Source organism: Sphingobium bisphenolivorans (assembly GCF_000412635.1).
In the GTDB taxonomy this organism is placed as follows: domain Bacteria; phylum Pseudomonadota; class Alphaproteobacteria; order Sphingomonadales; family Sphingomonadaceae; genus Sphingobium; species Sphingobium bisphenolivorans.
The window spans coordinates 28,761-50,906 of record NZ_ASTG01000025.1 but is presented as its reverse complement, the minus strand read 5'-3'; the positions used below and the strand labels follow the sequence as shown (position 1 = coordinate 50,906).

The following is a 22,146-nucleotide window of genomic DNA, read 5'->3' as shown; positions in this document are numbered from 1 at the left end:
TCGCGTGCCGAGGGCTTGCCAGCGCCCGTTGACAGTGCCGGCCTCAGCCGCGAGATACTCCCCCGATGACGGTCGCACCCGATGCTCCCCTGCTCTTCTTCGATTCCGGCGTTGGCGGGCTTTCCATCCTTGGCCCGACGCGTGCGGCGCTGCCGAATGCCCACGTCGTCTATGCGGCAGACAGCGCCGGCTTCCCCTACGGTACGAAGAGCGAGGCGGAAATCGCCGCCCGCGTCCCCGCGCTGCTTGGCCGTCTGGTGGAGCGCTACAGGCCGCGCCTTGCCGTGATCGCGTGTAACACGGCCTCCACGATCGCGCTCTCTGCGGTTCGCGCGGCACTCGACGTGCCGGTGGTCGGGACGGTCCCTGCGATCAAGCCGGCCGCGCTGGTTTCCAGAAGTCGGGTCTTCGGCGTCCTCGGCACCGACGCAACGGTCCGCCAGCCCTATGTCGATCGCCTTGCCGCGGAGTTCGGGGCTGACTGCATCGTTCTCCGCCATGGATCGGCGGCGCTCGTCCAACTGGCAGAAGCAAAGCTGCGGGGCGAGGTTCTCGACCCGGCCATCGCGCGCGACGCACTGGCCGGACTGTTCGATCAGCCCGGCGGCGACCGCATGGACACGGTGGTTCTCGCCTGCACCCACTTCCCCCTCGTGGAGGCGGAACTCGCCGCCGCCTCGCCCCGGCCGCTGCACTTCGTTCATGGCGGTGAGGGAATAGCCCGACGCATCGCTTATCTGACACAGGGTCAGCGATGGCCGGCAGAGCGCCGGGCCGGAACGGCTGTCTTCACTCGGCTGGACGAGAGCGTCGGCCTGCTTGCCGGCGCCCTGGCAAGCTATGGCCTCGAACGCGTCGAAGTCTTGTAGGGGGGTGGACGATCGGTCCAATGGCTAGCTGAGCTATCAGTCTGATAGATATTTCTAAGCAGTGCTGCGAACGGTTCTCACTGGTAATGGATGGCCGCAACAGTTATTGGCTCCCTCAAAAGAGGGGATGCGGGATTAGGGATCGGGCATTTCAGGTGAACTACAAGCATATCTTCACGCAGGCGATCGACCGGCTTCACAGCGAGGGCCGCTATCGCGTCTTCATCGATATCCTGCGCAACAAGGGCGCTTTCCCGAATGCGCGCTGCTTCCACGGCCATAATGGGCCGAAGCCGATCACCGTCTGGTGCTCCAACGACTATCTCGCCATGGGCCAGCATCCCAAGGTCGTCGCCGCGATGGAAGAGGCGCTGCATGATGTCGGGGCCGGGTCCGGCGGTACGCGCAACATCGGCGGCAATACCCATTATCACGTCGATCTCGAAGCTGAACTTGCCGACCTGCATGGCAAGGAAGCCGCGCTGCTCTTCACCTCCGGCTATGTGTCAAATGAGGCGACGCTTTCGACGCTGGCGAAAATCCTGCCTGGCTGCATCATTTTCTCGGATGAACTGAACCACGCGTCCATGATCGCGGGCATCCGCAATTCGGGCTGTGAGAAGCGGGTGTTCCGGCACAATGACGTCGACCATCTGCGCGAACTGCTCGCCGCCGAAGATCCCGACGCGCCCAAGCTGATAGCGTTCGAAAGCGTCTATTCGATGGACGGAGACGTCGCGCCGATCGCCGCGATCTGCGACCTGGCGGACGAATATAATGCCCTCACCTATCTGGACGAGGTTCATGCCGTGGGCATGTATGGTGCACGCGGCGGCGGTATTTCGGAGCGTGACGATGTCGCGAGCCGGCTGACCATCATCGAGGGCACGCTGGGCAAGGCCTTCGGCGTCATGGGCGGCTATATCGCGGCCGATCAGATGATCGTCGATGTCATCCGCAGCTATGCGCCAGGCTTCATCTTCACCACCTCCCTTTCACCGGTTCTGGTGGCCGGCGTGCTGGCGAGCGTACGCCACCTCAAGCAATCGAGCGAAGAACGCGAAGGCCAGCAGAAGGCCGCCGCAACGCTCAAGCGCCTGATGGCTGATTCCGGCCTGCCGGTCATGCCATCGGTCACGCACATCGTGCCGCTGATGGTCGGCGATCCGGTGAAGGCCAAGCGGATCAGCGACATATTGCTCGCCGAATATGGCGCCTATGTGCAGCCGATCAATTACCCGACGGTGCCGCGCGGAACGGAACGCCTGCGCTTCACGCCCGGCCCTGCCCATAGCGAAGAGATGATGCAGGAACTGGTGTCGGCGCTTGTGGAAATTTGGGACCGGCTTGAGCTGGAACTCAAGAAGGCCGCCTGACCCCTTTGCGGCATTATCCCTCTCCCTTGAGGGAGCGGGCTGCGAAGGCTTGGCAGCTTGCTGGCTAGTTGCAGCTGGGTGAGGGGGTGAACCTCTCGATCGCGCCGCCGCCTCATTCAAGCCCGCATCAACCCAGCCCGCACCGCATAGTCCCGATACAGGCTCCGGCTGTGCGGCAACGCGTTCATATCGGCAGCCATCCGCTCCAGCACATGGCGCATGTCTGCACGCGGCGTCACATGGAACCGGGCGAGCCACCCGAAGAACGCCCGCTTCCACAGGTCGGGCAGTGCTTCCTGCTGCCCGAAATCGACCAGCTCCAGCTTGCCGCCGTCGGCAATGCACCGCGCCGCCTGCCACAACGCCGCTTCCCAGTCGGGGATCATCGACAAAGCATAGCTGATGAACACCCGCTCGAAGGCCATGCGGCCGAACAACGTCTCCGGATCGAAGGTGCAGGCATCGCCCTGGCACAGCACCACACGATCGCCCATGCCCGCCCTCGCCACCGCCTTTCGCGCCGTTTCCAGCATGGCCTTCGAGATGTCGGCGCCGTAAAGCCGCGCGTTGGGCCACGCTTTTCCGACCGCAACCAGGACGCGACAGATGCCGATGGCGGTGCACCGCCCGCTTGACTTTCAGGTGAGCCATAAATGCCATGCGCCGCGCCTCCTTGCTGTCAGGTCGTGGAGCGCGGCTAGGGCAAGCGCTTGTCGTCCGCGTGACGTGGCGGGTACAGCCATGTGAAGCCTCTTGCGGAACAAAGCGGGCCGAACCACCTTTGTCCATAAAGCCATGCCTCACTGGATCGAACCCCACCCGACCGGCATTTATGTGCGCCCCGCCGACGCGTGGATCGACCCCTCCGTTCCGCAGGCGCGCGCGCTGGTCACCCACGGCCACGCCGATCACGCGCGCGGCGGCCACGGCCATGTCTGGGCGACGGAGGAGACTCTCGCCATCATGGCGCTACGCTATGGCACCGCGTTCGGCACGCCCGTCGGCTATGGTGAAGAGGTGCGCATGGGCGGCGTGACGATCCGCTATGTCCCCGCCGGCCATGTGCTGGGGTCGGCGCAGATCGTCCTTGAACATGCGGGCGAGCGCGTGGTCGTCACCGGCGACTATAAGCGCCGGCCCGACCCCACCTGCAAGCCGTTCGAGCCGGTCCCTTGCGACATATTGGTGACCGAAGCCACCTTCGGCCTGCCCGTCTTCCGCCATCCCGACACGGGCAGCGAGGTCGACCGTCTGCTCGCTGCTCTCCATGCCCACCCGGACCGCTGCGTGCTCGTCGGCGCCTATGCGCTCGGCAAGGCGCAACGACTGATCGGCGAGTTGCGCGGCCGGGGCCATCACGATCCGATCTACATCCATGGCGCGCTTGAACGCATGTGCGCGCTCTACGCCGATTTCGGCATCGACTTGGGCGAGTTACGCCCGGCGACCGGCATCCCCGCCAAGGACATGCGCGGCCACATCGTCGTCTCCCCCCCTTCGGCCCTCAACGACCGATGGAGCCGACGCCTGCCCGATCCCATCACCGCCATGGCGTCAGGCTGGATGCGCGTTCGCCAGCGCGCGCGGCAGAAGAATGTCGAATTGCCGCTCGTCATTTCGGATCATGCCGACTGGGATGAACTGACCGACACCTTGCGCGAGGTCGCCCCGTCCGAAACCTGGATCACGCACGGCCGCGAGGAAGCGCTGCTCCACTGGTGCATGACCCACCAGATGCGCGCGCGGGCGCTGGAGATGGTCGGCCGTGAAGATGAGGACGAGGGGTGATGCGCACAATACTCGCATCCCCGTTGGTTTCGAACGAAGTCGAGAAACGGAAAGAACGGACCCCTCGTTTCTCGACTGCGCTCGAAACGAACGGAGGCCGGAGATAATGAGAGCCTTTTCCCAACTCCTCGATGGCCTCGTCTACACCCGCTCCCGGAACGGCAAGCTCGACCTCATCGCCAACTATATGCGTACGGCCCCCGATCCCGATCGGGGCTGGGCGCTCGCAGCGCTCACCGGTAATCTCGATCTCAAGGCGGTGAAGGCCTCCGCAATCGGAGAGATGATCCGCGACCGCACCGACCCCGTGCTTTTCGAAATGAGCCGCGACTATGTCGGCGACCTTGCCGAAACCGTCGCCCTCCTCTGGCCCAAGCGGGAAGATCAGCCTCCGGAAATCGACGACGCCACCCTATCCCTCTCCGCCGTTGTCGACCGCCTCCATGCCGTCAGCCGCGCCGCCGCGCCCGCCAAGCTCGCGCAGATGATGGACCACCTCGACGCCTCCGGCCGCTTCGCCCTGTTGAAGCTCGCTACCGGAGGCCTGCGCGTCGGCATCTCGGCCCGCCTTGCCAAGACCGGCTTTGCCCAGGCATTCAACCTCGACGTCGATGATGTGGAGGAATGCTGGCACGCCCTCTCGCCCCCCTACACCACCCTGTTCGAATGGGCGGAGGGCAAGTCCGACCGCCCCGATCCCGCAGGCACGCCCTTCTTCCGCCCTTTCATGCTCGCTCACCCGCTGGAGGCCGAGAGCGTCGATCTCACCGACTATGCCGCCGAATGGAAATGGGACGGCATCCGCGTTCAGATCGTCGGCACGGGCGAGCAGACCCGCCTCTACAGCCGCGCCGGGGACGACATCACCGGCAGCTTTCCCGAAATCGCGGCGGCTTTCCGCCACCATGCAGTCCTCGACGGCGAACTGCTCGTCAAAGGAGAGTTTCAGGGTGGCCAAGAACATGGAGGTGCTGCCGCCAGCTTCAACGCCCTCCAGCAACGCCTCGGCCGCAAGGCGGTGACGGCCAAGATGATGGACGATTATCCCGCCTTCGTCCGCCTCTACGACATATTGCTCGACGCGGATGAAGACCTGCGCGCCCTTCCCTGGGAACAGCGCCGCGCAGCGCTCGAAACCACCGTTCCCAAACTCGACCCCCACCGCTTCGACATCTCCGCCCTGATCGAAGCGACGGACTTCGAAAGCCTCGCCGATATCCGGGCCGGCGCCCGGGACGCCGCGATCGAAGGCGTGATGCTCAAGCGCCGCGACAGCCCCTATGTCGCCGGGCGCAAGGCCGCGCTCTGGTACAAGTGGAAACGCGATCCGCTGACCGCCGATTGCGTCATGATGTACGCCCAGCGGGGCCACGGCAAACGCTCCTCCTTCTATTCCGACTACACCTTCGGCTGCTGGACGGACGAAGGCGAACTGCTGCCCGTGGGCAAGGCCTATAGCGGCTTCACCGACGAGGAACTGAAATGGCTCGACCGCTTCGTGCGCACCAACACGGTGAACCGCTTTGGCCCGGTGCGCGAGGTGGAAAAGTCGCTGGTGCTGGAGGTGGCCTTCGACAGTATCCACGAAAGCAAGCGGCATAAATCCGGGCTGGCGATGCGCTTTCCCCGGATCGCCAGGATCAGGCGCGACAAGCCCCCGCATGAGGCAGATACGGTAGCGGGATTGCGGCGCTTGGTGAGTTGAGATGGCGCGATTCCCTTCAACCAAATTTCCTCACCGCCCTGCAGTGAGACTTTCTTAGGCCGCAAGCAATCGGCATGGTGCCGACCGCTCACCCGAACGAGAGGAACCCGATGGAAAGCCTGATTAGCGCCTTCACCGATCCCACTGCCTTGGCTGCTTTGGTTGCATTGGTGGTGATGGAAGTTGTGCTCGGCATCGACAATCTTGTCTTTATCTCGATACTGACGAACAAACTGCCCGAAACACAACGACCGAAAGCGCGGCGGATCGGCATTGGCCTGGCGCTCGGTATGCGTCTCATCCTGCTGTCGATGATCGCGTGGATCGTTGGTTTGACCAAGCCCGTCATTGATCTGGGGATCAGCGGGCCGCTGGATCAGCACGGACTCCCGACCTTCGAAACCCTGTTCTCCTGGCGGGATCTCATCCTCATTGCCGGCGGCCTTTTCCTGATCTGGAAAGCCACGAAGGAAATCCATCACACCGTCGACCCCAGTCACTCCGACGACATTCTCGAAAAGAAAAAGGGTGCCATTACGCTCACTTTCGGCAGCGCGATCGCTCAGATCATCCTTCTCGACATGATCTTTTCCCTCGATTCCATCCTGACGGCCGTAGGCATGACCGACAATCTGGCCGTCATGGTTATCGCCGTGCTGGCTGCTGTGACGGCAATGCTTCTGGCTGCCGAGCCCCTTGCCAACTTCATCGCACGAAACCCAACCGTGGTGATGCTGGCGCTGGGCTTCCTGCTGATGATCGGCGCCGTCTTGATCGCGGATGGATTTGGCGTCCATGTGCCCAAAGGGTATATCTACGCTGCCATGGCCTTCTCGACGTTGGTCGAAGTGCTGAACATTTTCGCGCGCAAGGCGCAGATGCGGAAGGATCGCGCCTGACTTAGATGGTGGCGCGGCGGCGATGTCTTAGCCGCAGCGCCACCAACCGTCGCCAGACCGAAAGGGGTGAATAATGTCCTATTCTGGAAGCTGCCACTGCGGCGCAGTCACCTTCACCGTAACCGCCGAGGTGCCCGCCGAAGCCATGTCCTGCAACTGCTCCCATTGCCGCCGCAAGGGCTTCCTGCTGACCTTCGTGCCCGCCGACCAGTTCACGCTTGAGAGCGGCGCGGACAAGCTCACCGACTATCAGTTCTACAAGCACAGGATCACGCACCAGTTCTGCACGCTCTGCGGGACGCAGGCGTTTGCGGAAGGCACGGGGCCAGACGGATCGGTCATGCGAGCCATCAACCTGCGTTGTGTGCCGGAGGTCGATCTCGACGCGCTCAAGATCAACAAGGTGGACGGCGCGAGTTTTTAAAAAATTCAATTGTCCCTCCCGCGAAAGCAGGAAGCCATCTCCCGTAAGAGTTCGCTCGGTGCAGCGGCAGGAGATCGGTCACAGCCTTCGCAGGGATGACGAGGGTGGTATCCACAGTCTGACTTTGCGCTGTAACGCCAACTCCCTATATGGGCGCTTTCGCGCATCGGGCGCGCTTCACGCATGGAGCAGTTGAATTGAGCAAGGTTCTGGTCATCGGCGCGGGCGGCGTCGGGTCTGTCGCGGTTCACAAGATGGCGATGAACCCTGACATTTTCAGCCATATCACGCTCGCCAGCCGCCGCATCATCAGCTGCGAGAAGGTCGCCGAATCGGTCAAGGCCCGCACCGGCGTCATCATCGACGTGGCGCAGGTTGACGCCGACAATGTCGAAGAGACGATTGCGCTCATCGAAAAGGTCCAGCCCAAGCTGGTGGTGAACCTGGCCCTGCCCTATCAGGACCTGGCGATCATGGACGCCTGCCTCGCGACCAAGACCGACTATCTCGACACCGCCAATTACGAACCGCGCGACACGGCGAAGTTCGAATATAGCTGGCAGTGGGCCTATCAGGAGCGGTTCAAGAAAGCCGGCATCATGGCGCTGCTGGGCTCGGGCTTCGATCCCGGCGTCACCAGCGTTTTCGCGTCCTACATCAAGAAGCATCTGCTCGACCGGATCGACACGCTCGATATTCTCGACTGCAATGGCGGCGACCATGGCCAGCATTTCGCCACCAACTTCAACCCGGAAATCAACATCCGCGAAGTCACCGCTCCGTCACGCCACTGGGAAGGCGGCAAGTGGGTCGAAGGCCCCGCGCTCAAGCACAAGCAGGTTTTCGACTTCGATCAGGTGGGCGAGAAGAACATGTACCTCATGTATCATGAGGAACTGGAATCGCTTGCCAAACACTATCCCGAAATCAAGCGCATCCGCTTCTGGATGACGTTCGGCGACGCCTATCTCAAGCATCTCGAAGTGCTGCAGAATGTCGGCATGACCCGGATCGATCCGGTCATCTACAATGGCCAGGAAATCATCCCGCTTCAGTTCCTCAAGGCCGTGCTGCCCGAACCGTCGAGCCTGGGTTCGACCACCAAGGGCAAGACCAATATCGGCGACATCGCTACCGGCGAGAAGGACGGTCAGAAGAAGACCGTCTATGTCTATAATGTCTGCGACCATGAGGACGCCTATGCCGAAACGGGCAACCAGGCGGTGAGCTACACCACCGGCGTCCCCGCGATGATCGGTGCGGCACTCATGCTCACCGGCGCATGGAAGGGCGCGAATGGAGAGGGGGGCGTGTTCAACATCGAACAGTTCGATCCCGATCCCTTCATGGACATGCTGAACAAGCACGGTCTGCCCTGGCAGGTGAAGGAACTGGACGCGCCGCTGGATTTCTGACGATTCGTCACGAACCGTCACCCCGGCGCTGAGCCGGGGTCCCGCTTCTTCTCTACCGTTGCTTGAGGCAGCGGGACCCCGGTCAAGCCCCGGGGTGACGGTGGAGGTGCCTGGAGTGGAAAGACCCATGGAAACCAAAGCCGGCGATCCCGCCGCTTTCGCGCATTTCGATCTGCACCGCGTCCCCTCGCCCGCCTTCGTGGTGGACGAGGCCGCGGTTCGCCGCAACCTCAGCGTGCTGCGTGACATCCGCGACCGGGCAGGCATCAAGGTGCTGGGCGCGCTAAAGGCTTTTTCCATGTGGTCGCTGGGTCCCGTGATCGGCGAATATCTCGACGGCGTCTGCGCCTCCGGCATCTACGAAGCCCGTCTCGCGCATGAGGAATATCGCGGCGAAATCGCGACCTATTGCGCGGCCTACAAGCCTGAAGACTTGGCCGAAATCCTCCCCATCTCGGACCATGTCATTTTCAACAGCCCCGGCCAGATCGGGCGGCTGAGGCCCGTCATGGAAGAGGCTCGCAAGAACGGTGTGAACTTCGACATCGGCCTGCGCATCAATCCCCTCCACGCGGAGGGCGAAGTGCCCAAATACGACCCATCGCAGCCGCACAGCCGTCTTGGTTTCCCCATCGATCAGCTGCGCGCGGAGCATCTGGACGGAGTGGACGGCCTACACGTCCATAATCTGTGCGAACAGGATTTCCTGCCGCTTGAACGCACCTGGGCGGCAATTGAATCGCGCGTCATGCCGCATGTCGGTGGCCTTAAGTGGCTGAATTTCGGCGGTGGCCATCATGTCACCCGCGCCGACTACCAGATCGATGATCTGATTGCCTTCCTCCAGAAGATCAAGGCGCAGACCGGCCTGCAACTCTATATCGAACCTGGCGAAGCGATGGCGCTCGACGCCGGCATTCTGGTCGGCGAAATTCTGGACGTCATCGACAATGGCATGCCCGTCGCGATCACGGATATCTCGGCGACCTGCCACATGCCGGACGTGATAGAGGCTCCATACCGCCCCGCCATGCTGCATGAGGAAGCGGACGGTTCCGTGACGAGACTCGGTGGCCCCTCCTGCCTCGCCGGCGACATCATAGGCGACTATCGAGTCCCCGGCGGCGCGACTCCGGGCCGGCGGATCGCTTTCCTCGACCAGGCACACTACTCGATGGTGAAGACCAATACATTCAACGGTGTACCCCTGCCCGGCATCTGGCTGTGGAACTCCGATACGGACGAACTCAAGGAAATCCGCCGCTTTTCCTATGAGGACTTCAAGTCTCGCCTCTCCTGACGCACGTTTCGTAGCTGGGCGCGCAACAAAATTTACACGCGCGCTTTACAGTGGGACCCCTGCCGCATATATCGCCCTTCCGCTGCCCCATGGGACTTCCACCGCAAGGCAGCTTGTTTGCCAACGACTACACTGGAGGTCCCTTGAGTTGCACAAGCATCATAGCGCGCTGGGGGTAGCAACCGCCCTCACACCGGCAGCACCGGTAACGCTTGTTCGTCCCCAGGCAGCAGCCCGGGCCGCGCGATTCTTCGCTGAGAAGTTTCCGGGGCGCTCGCTCTATGCCGTCAAGGCGAATCCGTCTCCTGATCTGATCCGTACCTTGTTCGCATCGGGCATCACGCATTTCGACGTCGCGTCGATCGCGGAAGTGCGTCTGGTGGCAGAAACGCTGGAAGGTCAGGCGAAGCTTTGCTTCATGCACCCGGTCAAGGCCGAGGAAGCGATCGCAGAGGCGTACCACGTCCATGGCGTCCGCACCTTCTCGCTCGATACACTCGACGAGCTGGCGAAGATCATGCGCGCCACCAATGATGCGACGGACCTTGAGCTTTGCGTGCGCCTGCGCGTCTCGTCCGAACATTCGGAACTCAGCCTCGCGTCCAAGTTCGGCGCTGAACTGGGCGAAACCAGCGAACTGCTGATGGCGACCCGCCAGGCGGCCGATGCGCTCGGCATCTGCTTCCATGTCGGCAGCCAGGCCATGAGCCCCCAGGCGTACAGCGATGCCATCGAGCGTGTTCGTGCCGCGATTGTCGATGCAGCCGTCACCGTCGATATCATCGATGTCGGCGGCGGCTTCCCGTCCATCTATCCGGGCATGGAGCCGGTTGCGCTCGAAAATTATTTCGAGGCGATCCATCGCGGCTTTGAAAGCCTGCCGGTCAGCTATTCATCGGAACTGTGGTGCGAACCGGGCCGTGCGCTCTCGGCGGAATATAGCTCGGTCGTGGTGCGCGTGGAGCGCCGCCGGGGCACGGAGCTTTACATCAACGATGGCGCCTATGGCGCGTTGTTCGACGCCGCGCACATTGGATGGCGCTTCCCCGTCGCTCTGTTGCGCGAAGAGGAAAGCGAGGCGGAACTGACCGGCTTCTCCTTCTATGGCCCAACCTGCGACGACATGGACCATATGGTTGGCCCCTTCATGTTGCCGGAAGACGTGCAGGCCGGCGACTATATCGAAATCGGCATGCTGGGCGCCTATGGCGCGGCCATGCGCACCGGCTTCAACGGCTTCACGTCGGAGGCCGTGGTCGAAGTGGGGGATGAGCCGATGGCAAGCCTCTATGCCGATCCCGCGCCTGCGCGCCGGGTCGCGACCGTCATCAAGCTGGGTTGAAAATCCTCTCGCCGCCTTCTGGACGGCGAGAGGGGCAGCTTGGGTCAGCGGCGGAAGACGCCTACCAGTTCGACATGGGTCGACCATCGAAACTGGCCGACGGCCTTGATGGTATCGAGCTGGTAGCCTCCCGCCAGAAGATGCGCGGCGTCGCGCGCGAAGCTCGCCGGGTTGCAGGAAACATAGGCGATGACCGGAACCGACGAGTCAGCCAGTTGCAGCGCCTGTTCCCGCGCTCCTGCCCGGGGTGGATCGATGATGATCGCGGCGAAGCGATCGAGTTCCGCCGGGGTCAAGGGCCGTCTGAACAGATCGCGGTGATCCGCCGCCATCCGGCGCTGGGCGCGGTTCGCAGCGGCCTTGAGGGCCAGCAGCAGGTCGCGCGCGCCCTCTGCCGCATAGACCGGCCGATCCTCGCCCACAGCCAGCGCGAAGGTGCCAAGGCCGCAGAACAGGTCCGCCACCGCCCCTTGCGCGGGTAGGGCATCTTGCACCGCTTCCACCAAAGCGGCCTCCCCGTCCGGCGTCGCCTGGAGAAAGGCGAAGGGGGGAAAGGCGACCGCGACACCGCCGAAGGTGGCGGTGACCGGCTCTGGCTCCCACCGCGTCTGCGGGCCGTCCCCTTCGTCGATCGTGAGCCGGGCAAGGCCAAGCCCTCGGGCAAAATCAAGCAGCGCCTCGTCAGCCGCCAATCCTGCTACCCGCACGCCCTCCAGCACTAGGTCGATACCTTGGTCCGCAATCGACATTCTTATATGCGCGGCGCGCTTGTCCGGTAGAACGAGCAGGCCCAGCTTCCGCAAGGGCGCAAGCAGGTCGAACAGTCGTGGGTCAAGCACCTCGCACATCGTGAGGTCGACAAGCGAATGGCTACCGGACTCAGCGAAGCCGATGACGACATTCTTGCCCTGCCGAACGGCACGCAAGGACGCCCGCCGACGTGCTTGCGGCGGCGAGATGTGGGGCGGGAGGATGATGCGCGGCTTGATCTGCTGCGATGCGAGGGCACCCGTAACCCGCGCCGTCACGAAATCGGCATAAGCTTCGTCATCGATATGCTGCAGCTCGCATCCGCCGCATGTCGGGAAGTGGCGGCAGGGCGCTTCCACATGATGCGGCCCGCGCAGGAGACTGCCATCGGCGGCGACACGGTCACCCGGTGCCGCAAGGGCGACGTGGCGCCCGGACGCGGTGACGCCGTCGCCCTTGGCGGCGATGCGGATGATGAGGTCGGTATCTGGATCGTTCACAAGCGGGAGGCGATAGACGCTGGCAACCCGACAATCAAATCATCAGCGACAAAGGCCGCGCCGGCGCGGCGCGCGGCATCGCCGTGCAGCCAGACGGCCTCGCAGGCGGCGCGGAAAGGATCGTGGGTCGTTGCCAGTCGTCCCGCGGCCAGACCCGCCAGCACATCGCCCGTCCCGGCGGTGGAAAGCCAGTTCGAACCGGTGGCCGCAACCGCCACCCTGCCATCCGGTGCGGCAATGACGGTGTCGGCGCCCTTATAGATGACGACCGAGCGGGTCTGCTCTGCCGCTGCCAGGGCGCGATCGATCTTACTGCCCGGCAGATCGACGAACAAGCGGATGAACTCGCCCTCATGGGGAGTCAGGATGGACCCGACGGGGATGTTCCCGACACTTTTATCAGCCAGCAGGTTCAGGGCATCCGCGTCAAGCACGAGCGGATGGCCGCTCTCCAGCGCAGCGCGAAGGCGCGGGCCGGCGGCAGGGTCGCGTCCAAGACCTGGCCCAATCAGCAAGGCGCCGATCCTCCTGTCCCGAAGCGCATCTTCCAGCTGGCTGGCGGAGGATGCCCGCTGGCTCACGATCGCGTTCAGACCAGCACCGCCTGCATCGGCAAGCAGATGCCGAACCATGCCGGCGCCGGATCTGGCAGCGGCGTTGCAGGCCAGCCAACTTGCGCCCGCCATCGCTCCGCCGATCACGGTCACCAACCCTCTACTATATTTGTGGGAAGTGGTTCCTGGCGTGGTGAGATGAGGCGGCTGCAAGCGTTGCCAAGCACCTTCGATGTCGAGGCCGATGTCCGCACACATCAAGCGATCGAAGGACCCTGCCGCAGGGTATAGGAGATGTGCTGGCTTGAACGCGCCGAGCGCGATGCAGAGGCCGAACGCAGGCACTTGGGATAGAAACCGGCCGCTGTCCGTCTCAACGCCGCTGGGAAGATCGATCGCGTAGCTGAACTGTGCTTGCCCTGTCAGGGAGCATAGTTGTGCCGCGACAGCAGGTTCCAAGCCCCTTGAAAGACCCGTGCCGAACAGCGCGTCAACGACCTGCGCGGCGGGACGCGCGCTCGCGAAATCTTCGACCGGGCCGCCCCAGGCGGCCCTCGCCTGCTGGCTCGAGGGGGTGCGGCTCTCCCCCAGCGCGGCAAGGCGGACCGACACGCCCCGAGCGCGAAGCAGGCGGGCGATGACGAAACCATCGCCGCCATTATTGCCGGGGCCGCAGACTATCAGCAGATCGCGCCTGCCGCCTACGCGCCAGATGATCTCTGCCGCTGCCGCGCCGGCGCGCTCCATAAGCTCATATTCCGGCACGCCGCTGGCAATCAGTGCCTGTTCCGCTGCCCGCATCTTCGCCGCTGTCAGGATCGTCTCGCCTCCGCTCATCGCGAAACGTCCGCGATTTTCGCAGGCAGTTGATATCGGTGATCGCCGGCCGACAGTTCGATCCGGTCCTTGCCGATGATCGTGATCTTCGCTTGCTCCGCGCCGTCTGCAGCCAGCAGTCCCCGGCCGTCCGACACGATGAGGAAGCGGCGGAAGCCACCGTCCTGATGCCGTAACGTCAAGTTGTTCCCCCGCCGTTCGACCGAGCAACGTGTCTCGAACTGTCCGCCGCGTGATGCTGAGCAAGCGATTTGCCGATCGGAGGACGTCGCGGCCTCGCGGCCACAGCCCGGGAGGAACGTGAACAGCATCGCGACCAATGCCCGCCTCATCAGGCCAGCCTGCTGCGGCATTCCAGGGCAATAGGACCCAGAATGTCCGCGAAACGGCGCTGCCCAGCAGCATCGCCAACCAGATCCTGCCGCATCTCTACGCCGAGATAGGGGATGCCGTTTGCCTCGGCATGTCGGTTCATGGTCGCGTTGAGAAGCTTGCCTGAATAGGGAAGCTGGTCGCCAACGTGAAGGCCGGCCTCCCGCAGCAGGGGGATGGCGATACGTGCCGCTCGATCGTCCTCATTGTAGAGGATACCGATGTCCCAGGGGCGCTGCTGACCGGGATCGCTCGTCAACTTGGGCGTGAAGCTATGGATAGAGAGGATGAACGGCGAGCCCATGCCGTCGAGCAACTGTGTGATCTGGTGATGATAAGGATGATGGAAACGGATCATCCGGTCGGCAAGATCGGCGTGGCGGTTGCCGGGAATGACATGACCGTCGCTCATGACGGGAAGCAGGCCCGGAGCGTCATCCTCACGGTTCAGGTCGATGACGAGCCGCGACACTCCGCCGAGGATTGCGGTGCAGCCCAGTTGCTCCGCAAGCAGCGCGCTGACTTCGGTTACACCGATGTCGACGGCGATATGATTTCGCAGCAGTGCGGCGTCGATTTCAAGGTCGACATCGGCAGGCACATGGGCGGAGGCATGATCTGCGATGATGAGCAGATCGAGATCACCGCCGTCGATCTGCGTGAAGGCTTCGTTCATGCCGTTCTGATCCTCGTCTCGGCAACCCACCACTCGGGGTACTGGGCCCTCAGGTCCTGCGCGGCCAGGGCGAGCGCGGCGGCGTTGTCGAACAAGGCGAAACAGGTGGCACCTGATCCCGACATGCGCGCCAGACGAACAGCGTCGCAACGGTTCAGCGCCTCAAGAACCTGTCCGATGACGGGAGCGTCCGCAATGGCGGCGGGCTGGAGATCGTTGCGCCCATCCTTTACCAGATCGCCAAGGCTGGCAGCGCGCAGCGGCCCACGATCGACCTGATCCCACCCGGCGAAAATGCGCCCGGTCGAGACTGCTACGCCAGGATTGACGAGCAGCATCGGTTTTCGATCGAGCCCATTAACGTCATGCCGCTGCAACGCCTCGCCTCTGCCTGTGACCATTTGCGTGACGCTGGCAAGGCAGGCCGGCACGTCGGAGCCGAGGGACAGGGCCAGATCGTGCAATTCCCCGGGCGCGATCGACGCCTCCCAAAGGCGCAGCAGCAGGCGCAACGTCGCCGCCGCATCGGCCGATCCGCCGCCGATCCCCGAGGCTACGGGTAAATTCTTGACGAGCAGCAAGTCAGCGCCCCTGCTCTCGCCCAAAAGCCGCTGGAGAAAGCGCGCGGCTTTCAGCACAAGGTTTTCCGCATCGGCGTCCAACAGATGTCCAAAGGGTCCTTCGCACCGAAGTTGGAACTTGCCGTCTGCCCTGATGGCCCCAGACAAGCCGTCACCCTGCTCCGCGAAAACGAACAGGCTTTCCAGCGCATGGTAGCCGTCCGCGCGCCTGCCGCGCACATGAAGCGCCAGATTGACCTTGGCGTAGGCAGTTTCGCCCAGCTCGGTAGCAGGCAGGACCTCTGCGCCAGCCTCGTCGGCGTCAGCGTGCGGCATATTCCGGCCTCATTCCCTCTTTGTTTTTTCCCGCCAGCCGTTCGGCGGCCTTCCCTTCCGCAAACAGCGACGCCGCCCGCCAGGCATAGCGCGCCTCATAGCGCCGCCCTGCTGCCCAAAGCGCATCGCCCAGATGCTCATTGATAGTCGCGTCCGTAGGCGCGGCCGCAGCCGCCCGCTCCAACACCGGCACCGCGGCATCGACGTCGCCCGTCAGAAACTGCGCCCAGCCGAGCGAATCCGTGATCGAGGGGTCATCCGGCTTCAGCAGGCTGGCCTTTTTCAACAGTTCGAGTGCGGCTTCGACATTCTGCCGCCGCTCGATCTGCGCATAGCCGAGATAGTTGAGGACGACCGGTTCGTCAGGTGCGAGCCGGTGCGCCTGCTCCAGCACCGCACGCGCATCGTCCCATCGGCCCGCCTGTTCCAACGCGCTGCCCTCCAGCAACAGGAGAGCCCAAGGCAGGCTCCCGGCGCTATGACTGGCCTGAGCGGCGCGAAAAGCTGTCGCTGCGCCGGAGAAATCCTTTCCCTCGGAGAGCAATTGACCCAGCCGGACCTGCCGATCGCCGTCAGCGCCCTGTTCCTCGGCCCTGGCACGAGCCAATTCGATCGCCTGCTGCCTGTTGCCCGAGGCATCCAGCGCATCGATCATCTCCGTTTCGGCAAGGCCGCGATACCAGGGCGCAGCCGCCGCCTTGCGCGCTTCTTCCAATCCAAAAGCAGGAAGCGCCGCCCGTGTCAGCATTTTGGCGGCGATGATATGCGCCGATGGGCTGGCCATGTCAGCGAACAGGGCAATGCGGGACAGCCGGACGCTTAGCATGGCCGTGCTGCCTTCGAGTGAGATGTCGTCCGCGAGCCGGTAGAGCAGGCGGGCAAAACCTTCTCGTGCTGCCAGGGGCTTGCGGAAAGCAGACAGGCCCTCGCGCGACGCGATGTCCGCCCGCGCGCGGGCGAAATCGGCATCGTCGGCCGGCAGGAGCGCCAGTGCCTCGTGTATTTTCCCCCGCGCGGCCAGATGGCCGGCAAACAACAGCCGCGTTTCTGCGCCGGACCTCCCCTTCAGAGCGAGCGCCTGATTGATCGCGGGCTGAGCAGTCTGGAGATAACCGCTGCTCAGCGCCTGCAAAGCCACATGCTCGTCCAGATAGCGGCGCCCGAGGGAAGCGAAGCGGTCCGACGCATCGATGCTGAGCGGACCGTGCTTTCCCTCCCCGATTGCGATCCAGCTCCGCACGACAGGCGCCAGGAAGGCGAAGTTGCTTTCGGTCACCATGCGGTCGACGAACCCGCGCGCAGCTGTCCAATCCCGCCGATTCAGCGCATCGCAAATGTAAAGCAGGGTTCCGTCGCGCGGCAGGTGCCCGCCGCCGTCCAATATTCGCGCTGACCGAAGCGCCAGCGCCATGTCGCCGCTGATCAGCCCGTGAACATAGGACCGGCGCGCGATTTCGAGGCTGTCGGGATCACTCTCCAGCGCATCGCGGTAGCTGCGCAGGGCAAGTGCAGGAGCGCCATCGCCATCGGCAAGGCGCCCCCGCATATAGGCATGCAGCGCACTGCCGCGGTCCACCGATGCGCCCGCGGGAATGGGCAGCATCAGCAACAAACCGGCGGCAAGACGCTTACATGTTCGGATAGTTCGGTCCTCCGCCGCCTTCGGGAACGACCCAGTTGATGTTCTGGGTCGGGTCCTTGATGTCGCACGTCTTGCAGTGGACGCAGTTCTGCGCGTTGATCTGGAAGCGGGGATTACCCTCTTCCTCGCCCACCACTTCATAGACGCCTGCCGGACAATAGCGCTGCGCCGGCTCATCATAAAGGGGCAGGTTGTAGCTGATCGGGATCGTCGGATCCTTCAGCTGCAGGTGGACCGGCTGATCCTCCTCATGATTGGTGTTGCTGAGGAACACCGAGGACAAGCGATCGAAGCTGATCACGCCATCGGGCTTGGGATAGTCGATCTTCTGGCAGCTGTCCTTGGGCCAGATCTTCTCGCAATCGGCCTTGTGCTTCATCGTGAAGGGCAAGCCGATCTTCAGCGTGCGCATCCACATGTCGACGCCGGCCAGCAGCGTGCCGATCGTGTTGCCGAACTTCGCCAGCATAGGCTCGGCATTCTTGACCAGTTGCAACTCGGTCGCGATCCAGCTGGAGCGCAGATTTGCCTCATAGTCCATCAGCACGTCGCTTGACCGCTCCGCCTGAACCGCGGCGAACGCGGCTTCGGCGGCCAGCATGCCCGACTTCATCGCGGTATGCGTGCCCTTGATGCGCGGCACGTTGACGAAACCTGCCGAGCAACCGATCAGCGCGCCGCCGGGGAAGGCGAGCGTCGGAATGGACTGCCAGCCGCCCTCGTTGATCGCGCGCGCACCATAGGAGACGCGGCGGCCGCCCTCCAGATACTCACGGATCGCCGGGTGCTGCTTCCAGCGCTGGAATTCCTCGAACGGGTAGAGATGCGGGTTGCGGTAGCCAAGGCCCACCACGAAGCCCAGCGCCACCTGTCCATTGGCCTGGTGATAAAGGAAGCCGCCGCCATAGGCGTCACTGAGCGGCCAGCCTTGGGTGTGGATGACGAGGCCCTGCTTATGCTTGGCCGGATCGATGTCCCACAATTCCTTCATGCCGATACCGTAGACCTGCGGCTCGCTGTCCTTGTCCAGCTCGAACTGGCGCTTCAGAATCTTGGTCAGATGCCCGCGCGCGCCTTCGGCGAAGAAGGTATATTTGGCGTGCAGTTCAAGGCCGGGCTGATAATCGGGCTTGCGGTTGCCTTCACGATCGATCCCCATGTCGCCGGTCGCGACACCCTTCACGGAGCCGTCCTCATTGTAGAGGATTTCCGCCGCGGCGAAACCGGGGAAGATTTCCACGCCCAGGCCTTCGGCCTGTTCCGCGAGCCAGCGGCACAGATTGCCGAGCGAGCCGGTGTAGGTGCCCTTATTGTGCATCCAGCCGGGCGTGGCGATGTGCGGCATTGCCATCTTGCCGCCCTTCGTCAGGAACCAGTGCTGGTTGTCCGTGACCGGCGTCTCCGCAAGGCTGCACCCCTGATTGCGCCAGTCGGGCAGCAGTTCGTCCAGCGCCTTGGGATCGATGACCGCACCCGACAGAATGTGCGCGCCGATCTCCGACCCCTTTTCCAGAACGCAGACGGCCAGCTCCTGTCCGGCCTCATTCGCCAATTGCTTCAGTCGGATCGCCGCCGACAAGCCAGCCGGGCCTCCGCCGACAATAACGATGTCATAGGGCATCGATTCCCGTTCGCTCATAGTCCCTCCATTTGCGGATGCCGGAAGTTCCCTCCCCTTCCGATCGCCGCGCTACCCTAACGTTTTGCCAGTGAGCGCGATGAAGATTCTTGACCCGGTCGTCAACCTCTGGCCCAAGACTTTGATGCGGGGTTCAATGCAGGAAAATTCGTCGGCTGTTGCCGACGCCTATTTGGCGTGGTGGAAGCTGGCTGGCGTTGATGAGGCGGTAGCTGAGGAGCCGGTCAATTGGTCGCGGCCCGCCGTCGCCAAGCTCTCAGCGCCTGCGAAAACACCCACGGCGCCGCAGCGGCCGCAGTCGTTCGAGGCATTTCTCGCATGGTTGGCACAGGATAGCCAGCAGCCAGAGCGACGCTGGCCCGGCCTGCCGATCCTGCCGACCGGCCCTACGGCCGCCCCGCTCATGATCATCACCGATATGCCGGACCCTGCCGATGTCGCGAGCGGGACCCTGTTCGCGGACGGCGCAGGCAAGCTGTTCGATGCGATGCTCCGGGCGATGGGGCTTGGCCGCGCCGACGTGCATCTCGCCTCGCTTTTCCTGTCGCGCCCGCCGGGAGGGATGGTGGATGCCGCAGACCTTTCTACCGCAGCCGCGCGGATGAGCACTCATGTGATGCTCGCTGCGCCCAAGAACCTGCTGCTCCTGGGCGACAGGACTGTCCGAGCGCTGCTTCAGGCCGGTTCAACAAACGGCGAAAATAGTTTACAAAATTTCAACCATGATGGCGGCACTGTGCCGGCATTCGCCACCTTTCATCCGCGGCTGCTGATGAGGCAGCCTGCGGCCAAGGCGGAATGCTGGCGGACGATGCAAAGCCTGATCGAGGAAATGAAGAAGTGATTCGCGCCGCCATCCGATCCTCCGTTCTTGCCCTGCTCGCAGCGGGCGGCATAGCCGCTGCGCCGACGCACGCCGAAACGGCCTTCCCTGCGGGGGTCCCCACAACGCGGTCGGCCCCGGTGTCATTCCTGCAGGTCGGTGACGACGCTAAAGCGCGTTATTCCGCCATCTTCGCCGCTTTGCGCGATCAGCGATGGGACGAGGCCAAGGCGATGGTTCAGGCCCTGGACGCGCAGGATGCGATCCGGCCGGTTGCCCTGTCGGAGCTTTACCTCGACAAGAATTCGCCGCGGATCGAGTTGTTCGACATTCTCGACCTCATCAACAAGGCGCCGTGGCTCGCGAAGGCAGACCAGCTATCGCGCTTGGCGCAGAAGCGCGGCGCCACGATCCTTCCCACCCTGCCGCAGGTGCAGAAGATGGTCTGGCTGGGCGCAGCACCCCGGCGGGAATATGTGGCGACGGTCAAGACCGACCTGCTCGCGCAATCGCTGGTCGGGCTGATCCAGCCTTTCATCAAGAATGACGATCCGGCCGGTGCAGAAGGCCTGCTGGCGAGTGGCGAGGTCGGGCTGACGCCAGCCGGCCTGACGGAGGTGCGCCAGCGTATCGCCTGGGCTTATTATATCGAAAATGACGACGCCGGTGCCCGGCGGATGGCGGCGCGCGCGCTGGAGGCGGGCAGCGGCGGTGACTGGGCGGTGCAGGCTTATTGGACCACGGGATTGGCTGCATGGCGGCAGAATGACTGCCGCGCCGCTGCGCCGGCCTTCGGCAATGTCGCCGCGATGGCCGGCAACTCCGACATGCGTGCGGCAGGTGCCTATTGGGCAGCGCGCGCCTATATGGTCTGCGGCCAGGCCGAGAAGGTCGAACCTTTGCTGAAGAAGGCAGCCGGATCGAACGAGAGCTTCTATGGCCTGTTAGCGCGGCAGACGCTGGGCATGCCGCTCGGCGCTGGTTCGGCTGCCGACCGGTTCAGCACGGCGGATTGGCAGCAATTGAAGGACAGCCCCAACGTCAAAGCGGCTATCGCGCTTGCCGGTATCGGTGAGAATGCGCGCGCCGACCTGATGCTGCGCCACCAGGCGCGGCTCGGGGGAGTAGGGCAATATGAAGCGCTGCTGCACCTGGCGAATGCGCTGAACATGCCCGCGACCCAATTGTGGCTTGCGCATAACGGACCTGCGGGCAAACAGCCCGACAGCTTCGCCCGCTTTCCGGCACCCAACTGGCGTCCGGACGGCGGCTGGCGGGTCGAGCCAGCGCTGATCTATGCGCACACGCTTCAGGAATCGGGTTTCCGCAGCGATGTGGTCAGCAGCGCGGGTGCGCGCGGGCTGATGCAGGTTCTTCCGAGCACGGGCAGCCTGATGGGGCTGACGGGCTCGGACCAATTGTTCGTGCCCTCAACCAACATGGAATATGGGCAACGCTATCTGGAAAGCCTGCGGGACATGAGCGCGACGGGCGGGCTGCTGCCCAAGGTGATGGCCGCCTATAATGCAGGGCCTGTGCCGATCGAACGGTGGAACAGCGAGGTCAAGGATAATGGCGACCCGCTGCTCTTCATAGAGTCGCTGCCTTATTATGAAACGCGCGCCTATGTGAACATCGTGATGCGCAATTATTGGATGTATCAGATTCAGGCCAAGGGTGACGCGGAATCGCTGAAGGGCATGGCGCAGGGCATGTGGCCGACCTTCCCGGGCGTCAAGGGCAGCCAGCTGGTGCGGCTGACGCCCCGCACGCCCTTTGCGAGCGCGAGCATAGCGGGCGGCTCGGACTGATGCCGATTGATGAAAGCCGGACCTTCGTGCCGGTTCGTATCGCCGTACTGACGGTATCGGACAGCCGCAGTCTTGCGGAAGATCGCTCCGGCGACACTCTTGCGGAGCGGATCGAGGCGGCGGGGCACATTCTCGCCGCCCGGCTGATCGAGCGGGACGAAAAGCTCAGCATCGTTGCGCGCCTGCATGCGTGGATCGACGATCCGGCGATCGACTGCATCATCACGACCGGCGGGACCGGTGTGACCGGACGGGATGTGACGCCGGAAGCACTGGCGCAGGTGCAGGACAAGGAAATTCCCGGATTTGGCGAGCTGTTCCGCTGGCTAAGTTTCCAGACGATCGGCACATCGACCATCCAGTCGCGAGCGACCGCCTGCGTGGCGCGGGGCACCTATATCTTCGCGCTACCGGGATCGACGGGAGCCGTTCGGGATGCATGGGACGGCATATTGGCGAGCCAGTTGGACAGTCGATTTCGCCCCTGCAATTTTGTCGAGTTGATGCCGCGTTTGATGGAGCGCTGAA

Annotated in this window: 19 protein-coding genes and 1 pseudogene; 12 read left to right on the top strand and 8 right to left on the bottom strand. The window is 63.6% G+C overall.

Annotated elements, in window-relative coordinates; translation table 11 throughout:
• Positions 1–65 precede the first annotated feature (65 nt).
• Both murI and hemA read left to right on the top strand, forming a co-directional pair.
• A complete protein-coding gene (gene murI / locus L858_RS0116310; protein WP_028056230.1) occupies positions 66–869 on the top strand; it encodes a glutamate racemase in 804 nt (267 codons plus the stop codon).
• Between the two features lie 155 nt (positions 870–1,024).
• Positions 1,025–2,245, top strand: coding sequence for a 5-aminolevulinate synthase (gene hemA, locus L858_RS0116305; RefSeq protein ID WP_022684219.1), 1,221 nt, complete (start codon positions 1,025–1,027; stop codon positions 2,243–2,245).
• 116 nt (positions 2,246–2,361) lie between these two features.
• On the opposite strand, the pseudogene L858_RS20400 reads toward hemA, so the two are convergent.
• Positions 2,362–2,856 (bottom strand): annotated as a pseudogene (locus L858_RS20400) (class I SAM-dependent methyltransferase); the annotation flags it as partial.
• A 184-nt stretch (positions 2,857–3,040) separates the two neighbouring features.
• Between L858_RS20400 and L858_RS0116295 the strand changes: the two are divergent.
• The 7 genes from L858_RS0116295 to L858_RS0116265 all read left to right on the top strand — a co-directional run bounded on the left by L858_RS0116295 (position 3,041) and on the right by L858_RS0116265 (position 11,118).
• Complete coding sequence (locus L858_RS0116295; RefSeq protein ID WP_022684217.1) at positions 3,041–4,033, top strand: ligase-associated DNA damage response exonuclease; 993 nt, start codon at positions 3,041–3,043, stop codon at positions 4,031–4,033.
• Between the two features lie 106 nt (positions 4,034–4,139).
• Entirely contained in the window at positions 4,140–5,738 is a 1,599-nt protein-coding gene (locus L858_RS0116290; RefSeq protein ID WP_022684216.1) for a cisplatin damage response ATP-dependent DNA ligase, read from the top strand.
• Positions 5,739–5,848: 110 nt separating this feature from the next.
• Complete coding sequence (locus L858_RS0116285) at positions 5,849–6,637, top strand: TerC family protein (protein ID WP_022684215.1); 789 nt, start codon at positions 5,849–5,851, stop codon at positions 6,635–6,637.
• A gap of 73 nt (positions 6,638–6,710) precedes the next feature.
• The gene (locus L858_RS0116280) at positions 6,711–7,061 is read left to right on the top strand and encodes a GFA family protein (protein WP_022684214.1); all 351 of its coding nucleotides are present in this window, start codon (positions 6,711–6,713) and stop codon (positions 7,059–7,061) included.
• A gap of 197 nt (positions 7,062–7,258) precedes the next feature.
• A complete protein-coding gene (locus L858_RS0116275; RefSeq protein WP_028056229.1) occupies positions 7,259–8,476 on the top strand; it encodes a saccharopine dehydrogenase family protein in 1,218 nt (405 codons plus the stop codon).
• 127 nt (positions 8,477–8,603) lie between these two features.
• The gene (locus tag L858_RS0116270) at positions 8,604–9,776 is read left to right on the top strand and encodes a carboxynorspermidine decarboxylase (RefSeq protein ID WP_022684212.1); all 1,173 of its coding nucleotides are present in this window, start codon (positions 8,604–8,606) and stop codon (positions 9,774–9,776) included.
• Between the two features lie 148 nt (positions 9,777–9,924).
• Entirely contained in the window at positions 9,925–11,118 is a 1,194-nt protein-coding gene (locus tag L858_RS0116265) for a type III PLP-dependent enzyme (RefSeq protein ID WP_022684211.1), read from the top strand.
• A 44-nt stretch (positions 11,119–11,162) separates the two neighbouring features.
• On the opposite strand, the gene L858_RS0116260 is transcribed toward L858_RS0116265, so the two are convergent.
• Genes L858_RS0116260 through L858_RS0116230 form a run of 7 tightly spaced genes read right to left on the bottom strand, consistent with a single transcriptional unit; the run spans position 11,163 to position 18,984 of the window.
• The gene (locus L858_RS0116260) at positions 11,163–12,368 is read right to left on the bottom strand and encodes a class I SAM-dependent RNA methyltransferase (RefSeq protein WP_022684210.1); all 1,206 of its coding nucleotides are present in this window, start codon (positions 12,366–12,368) and stop codon (positions 11,163–11,165) included.
• Positions 12,365–13,759, bottom strand: coding sequence for a bifunctional ADP-dependent NAD(P)H-hydrate dehydratase/NAD(P)H-hydrate epimerase (locus L858_RS0116255; protein WP_022684209.1), 1,395 nt, complete (start codon positions 13,757–13,759; stop codon positions 12,365–12,367). The genes L858_RS0116260 and L858_RS0116255 overlap by 4 nt, the downstream gene beginning before the upstream one ends.
• Positions 13,756–14,091 (bottom strand): hypothetical protein, encoded by a 336-nt coding sequence (locus L858_RS0116250; protein WP_152639861.1) that lies wholly within the window; start codon positions 14,089–14,091, stop codon positions 13,756–13,758. Before L858_RS0116250 ends, L858_RS0116255 begins: the two co-directional genes overlap by 4 nt.
• The gene (locus tag L858_RS0116245; RefSeq protein ID WP_022684207.1) at positions 14,091–14,807 is read right to left on the bottom strand and encodes an N-formylglutamate amidohydrolase; all 717 of its coding nucleotides are present in this window, start codon (positions 14,805–14,807) and stop codon (positions 14,091–14,093) included. The genes L858_RS0116250 and L858_RS0116245 overlap by 1 nt, the downstream gene beginning before the upstream one ends.
• On the bottom strand, positions 14,804–15,703 hold the full coding sequence (locus L858_RS0116240) for a 4-(cytidine 5'-diphospho)-2-C-methyl-D-erythritol kinase (protein WP_022684206.1): 900 nt from the start codon (positions 15,701–15,703) through the stop codon (positions 14,804–14,806). The genes L858_RS0116245 and L858_RS0116240 overlap by 4 nt, the downstream gene beginning before the upstream one ends.
• Positions 15,690–17,306 (bottom strand): tetratricopeptide repeat protein, encoded by a 1,617-nt coding sequence (locus L858_RS0116235; protein WP_193742881.1) that lies wholly within the window; start codon positions 17,304–17,306, stop codon positions 15,690–15,692. Before L858_RS0116235 ends, L858_RS0116240 begins: the two co-directional genes overlap by 14 nt.
• A 25-nt stretch (positions 17,307–17,331) precedes the next feature.
• Positions 17,332–18,984 (bottom strand): electron transfer flavoprotein-ubiquinone oxidoreductase, encoded by a 1,653-nt coding sequence (locus L858_RS0116230; protein WP_022684204.1) that lies wholly within the window; start codon positions 18,982–18,984, stop codon positions 17,332–17,334.
• 79 nt (positions 18,985–19,063) lie between these two features.
• Here L858_RS0116230 and L858_RS0116225 point away from each other — a divergent pair, with 79 nt between their 5' ends.
• Genes L858_RS0116225 through moaB form a run of 3 tightly spaced genes read left to right on the top strand, consistent with a single transcriptional unit; the run spans position 19,064 to position 22,145 of the window.
• Positions 19,064–19,828: a uracil-DNA glycosylase family protein gene (locus L858_RS0116225; protein ID WP_022684203.1), complete on the top strand. Its 765-nt coding sequence runs from the start codon at positions 19,064–19,066 to the stop codon at positions 19,826–19,828.
• The gene (locus L858_RS0116220) at positions 19,825–21,618 is read left to right on the top strand and encodes a lytic transglycosylase domain-containing protein (RefSeq protein WP_022684202.1); all 1,794 of its coding nucleotides are present in this window, start codon (positions 19,825–19,827) and stop codon (positions 21,616–21,618) included. Before L858_RS0116225 ends, L858_RS0116220 begins: the two co-directional genes overlap by 4 nt.
• On the top strand, positions 21,618–22,145 hold the full coding sequence (gene moaB / locus L858_RS0116215; protein ID WP_022684201.1) for a molybdenum cofactor biosynthesis protein B: 528 nt from the start codon (positions 21,618–21,620) through the stop codon (positions 22,143–22,145). The genes L858_RS0116220 and moaB overlap by 1 nt, the downstream gene beginning before the upstream one ends.
• Position 22,146 lies beyond the last annotated feature (1 nt).

Bases quoted from the DNA above. Each gene is read 5' to 3' on its own strand.
- murI (WP_028056230.1), top strand. From the start codon at position 66: ATGACGGTCGCACCCGATGCTCCCCTGCTCTTCTTCGATTCCGGCGTT.
- L858_RS0116295 (WP_022684217.1), top strand. From the start codon at position 3,041: ATGCCTCACTGGATCGAACCCCACCCGACCGGCATTTATGTGCGCCCC.
- L858_RS0116290 (WP_022684216.1), top strand. From the start codon at position 4,140: ATGAGAGCCTTTTCCCAACTCCTCGATGGCCTCGTCTACACCCGCTCC.
- L858_RS0116285 (WP_022684215.1), top strand. From the start codon at position 5,849: ATGGAAAGCCTGATTAGCGCCTTCACCGATCCCACTGCCTTGGCTGCT.
- L858_RS0116280 (WP_022684214.1), top strand. From the start codon at position 6,711: ATGTCCTATTCTGGAAGCTGCCACTGCGGCGCAGTCACCTTCACCGTA.
- L858_RS0116270 (WP_022684212.1), top strand. From the start codon at position 8,604: ATGGAAACCAAAGCCGGCGATCCCGCCGCTTTCGCGCATTTCGATCTG.
- L858_RS0116255 (WP_022684209.1), bottom strand. From the start codon at position 13,759: ATGAGCGGAGGCGAGACGATCCTGACAGCGGCGAAGATGCGGGCAGCG.
- L858_RS0116250 (WP_152639861.1), bottom strand. From the start codon at position 14,091: ATGAGGCGGGCATTGGTCGCGATGCTGTTCACGTTCCTCCCGGGCTGT.
- L858_RS0116245 (WP_022684207.1), bottom strand. From the start codon at position 14,807: ATGAACGAAGCCTTCACGCAGATCGACGGCGGTGATCTCGATCTGCTC.
- L858_RS0116240 (WP_022684206.1), bottom strand. From the start codon at position 15,703: ATGCCGCACGCTGACGCCGACGAGGCTGGCGCAGAGGTCCTGCCTGCT.
- L858_RS0116235 (WP_193742881.1), bottom strand. From the start codon at position 17,306: ATGCTGCCCATTCCCGCGGGCGCATCGGTGGACCGCGGCAGTGCGCTG.
- L858_RS0116230 (WP_022684204.1), bottom strand. From the start codon at position 18,984: ATGAGCGAACGGGAATCGATGCCCTATGACATCGTTATTGTCGGCGGA.
- L858_RS0116225 (WP_022684203.1), top strand. From the start codon at position 19,064: ATGAAGATTCTTGACCCGGTCGTCAACCTCTGGCCCAAGACTTTGATG.
- moaB (WP_022684201.1), top strand. From the start codon at position 21,618: ATGCCGATTGATGAAAGCCGGACCTTCGTGCCGGTTCGTATCGCCGTA.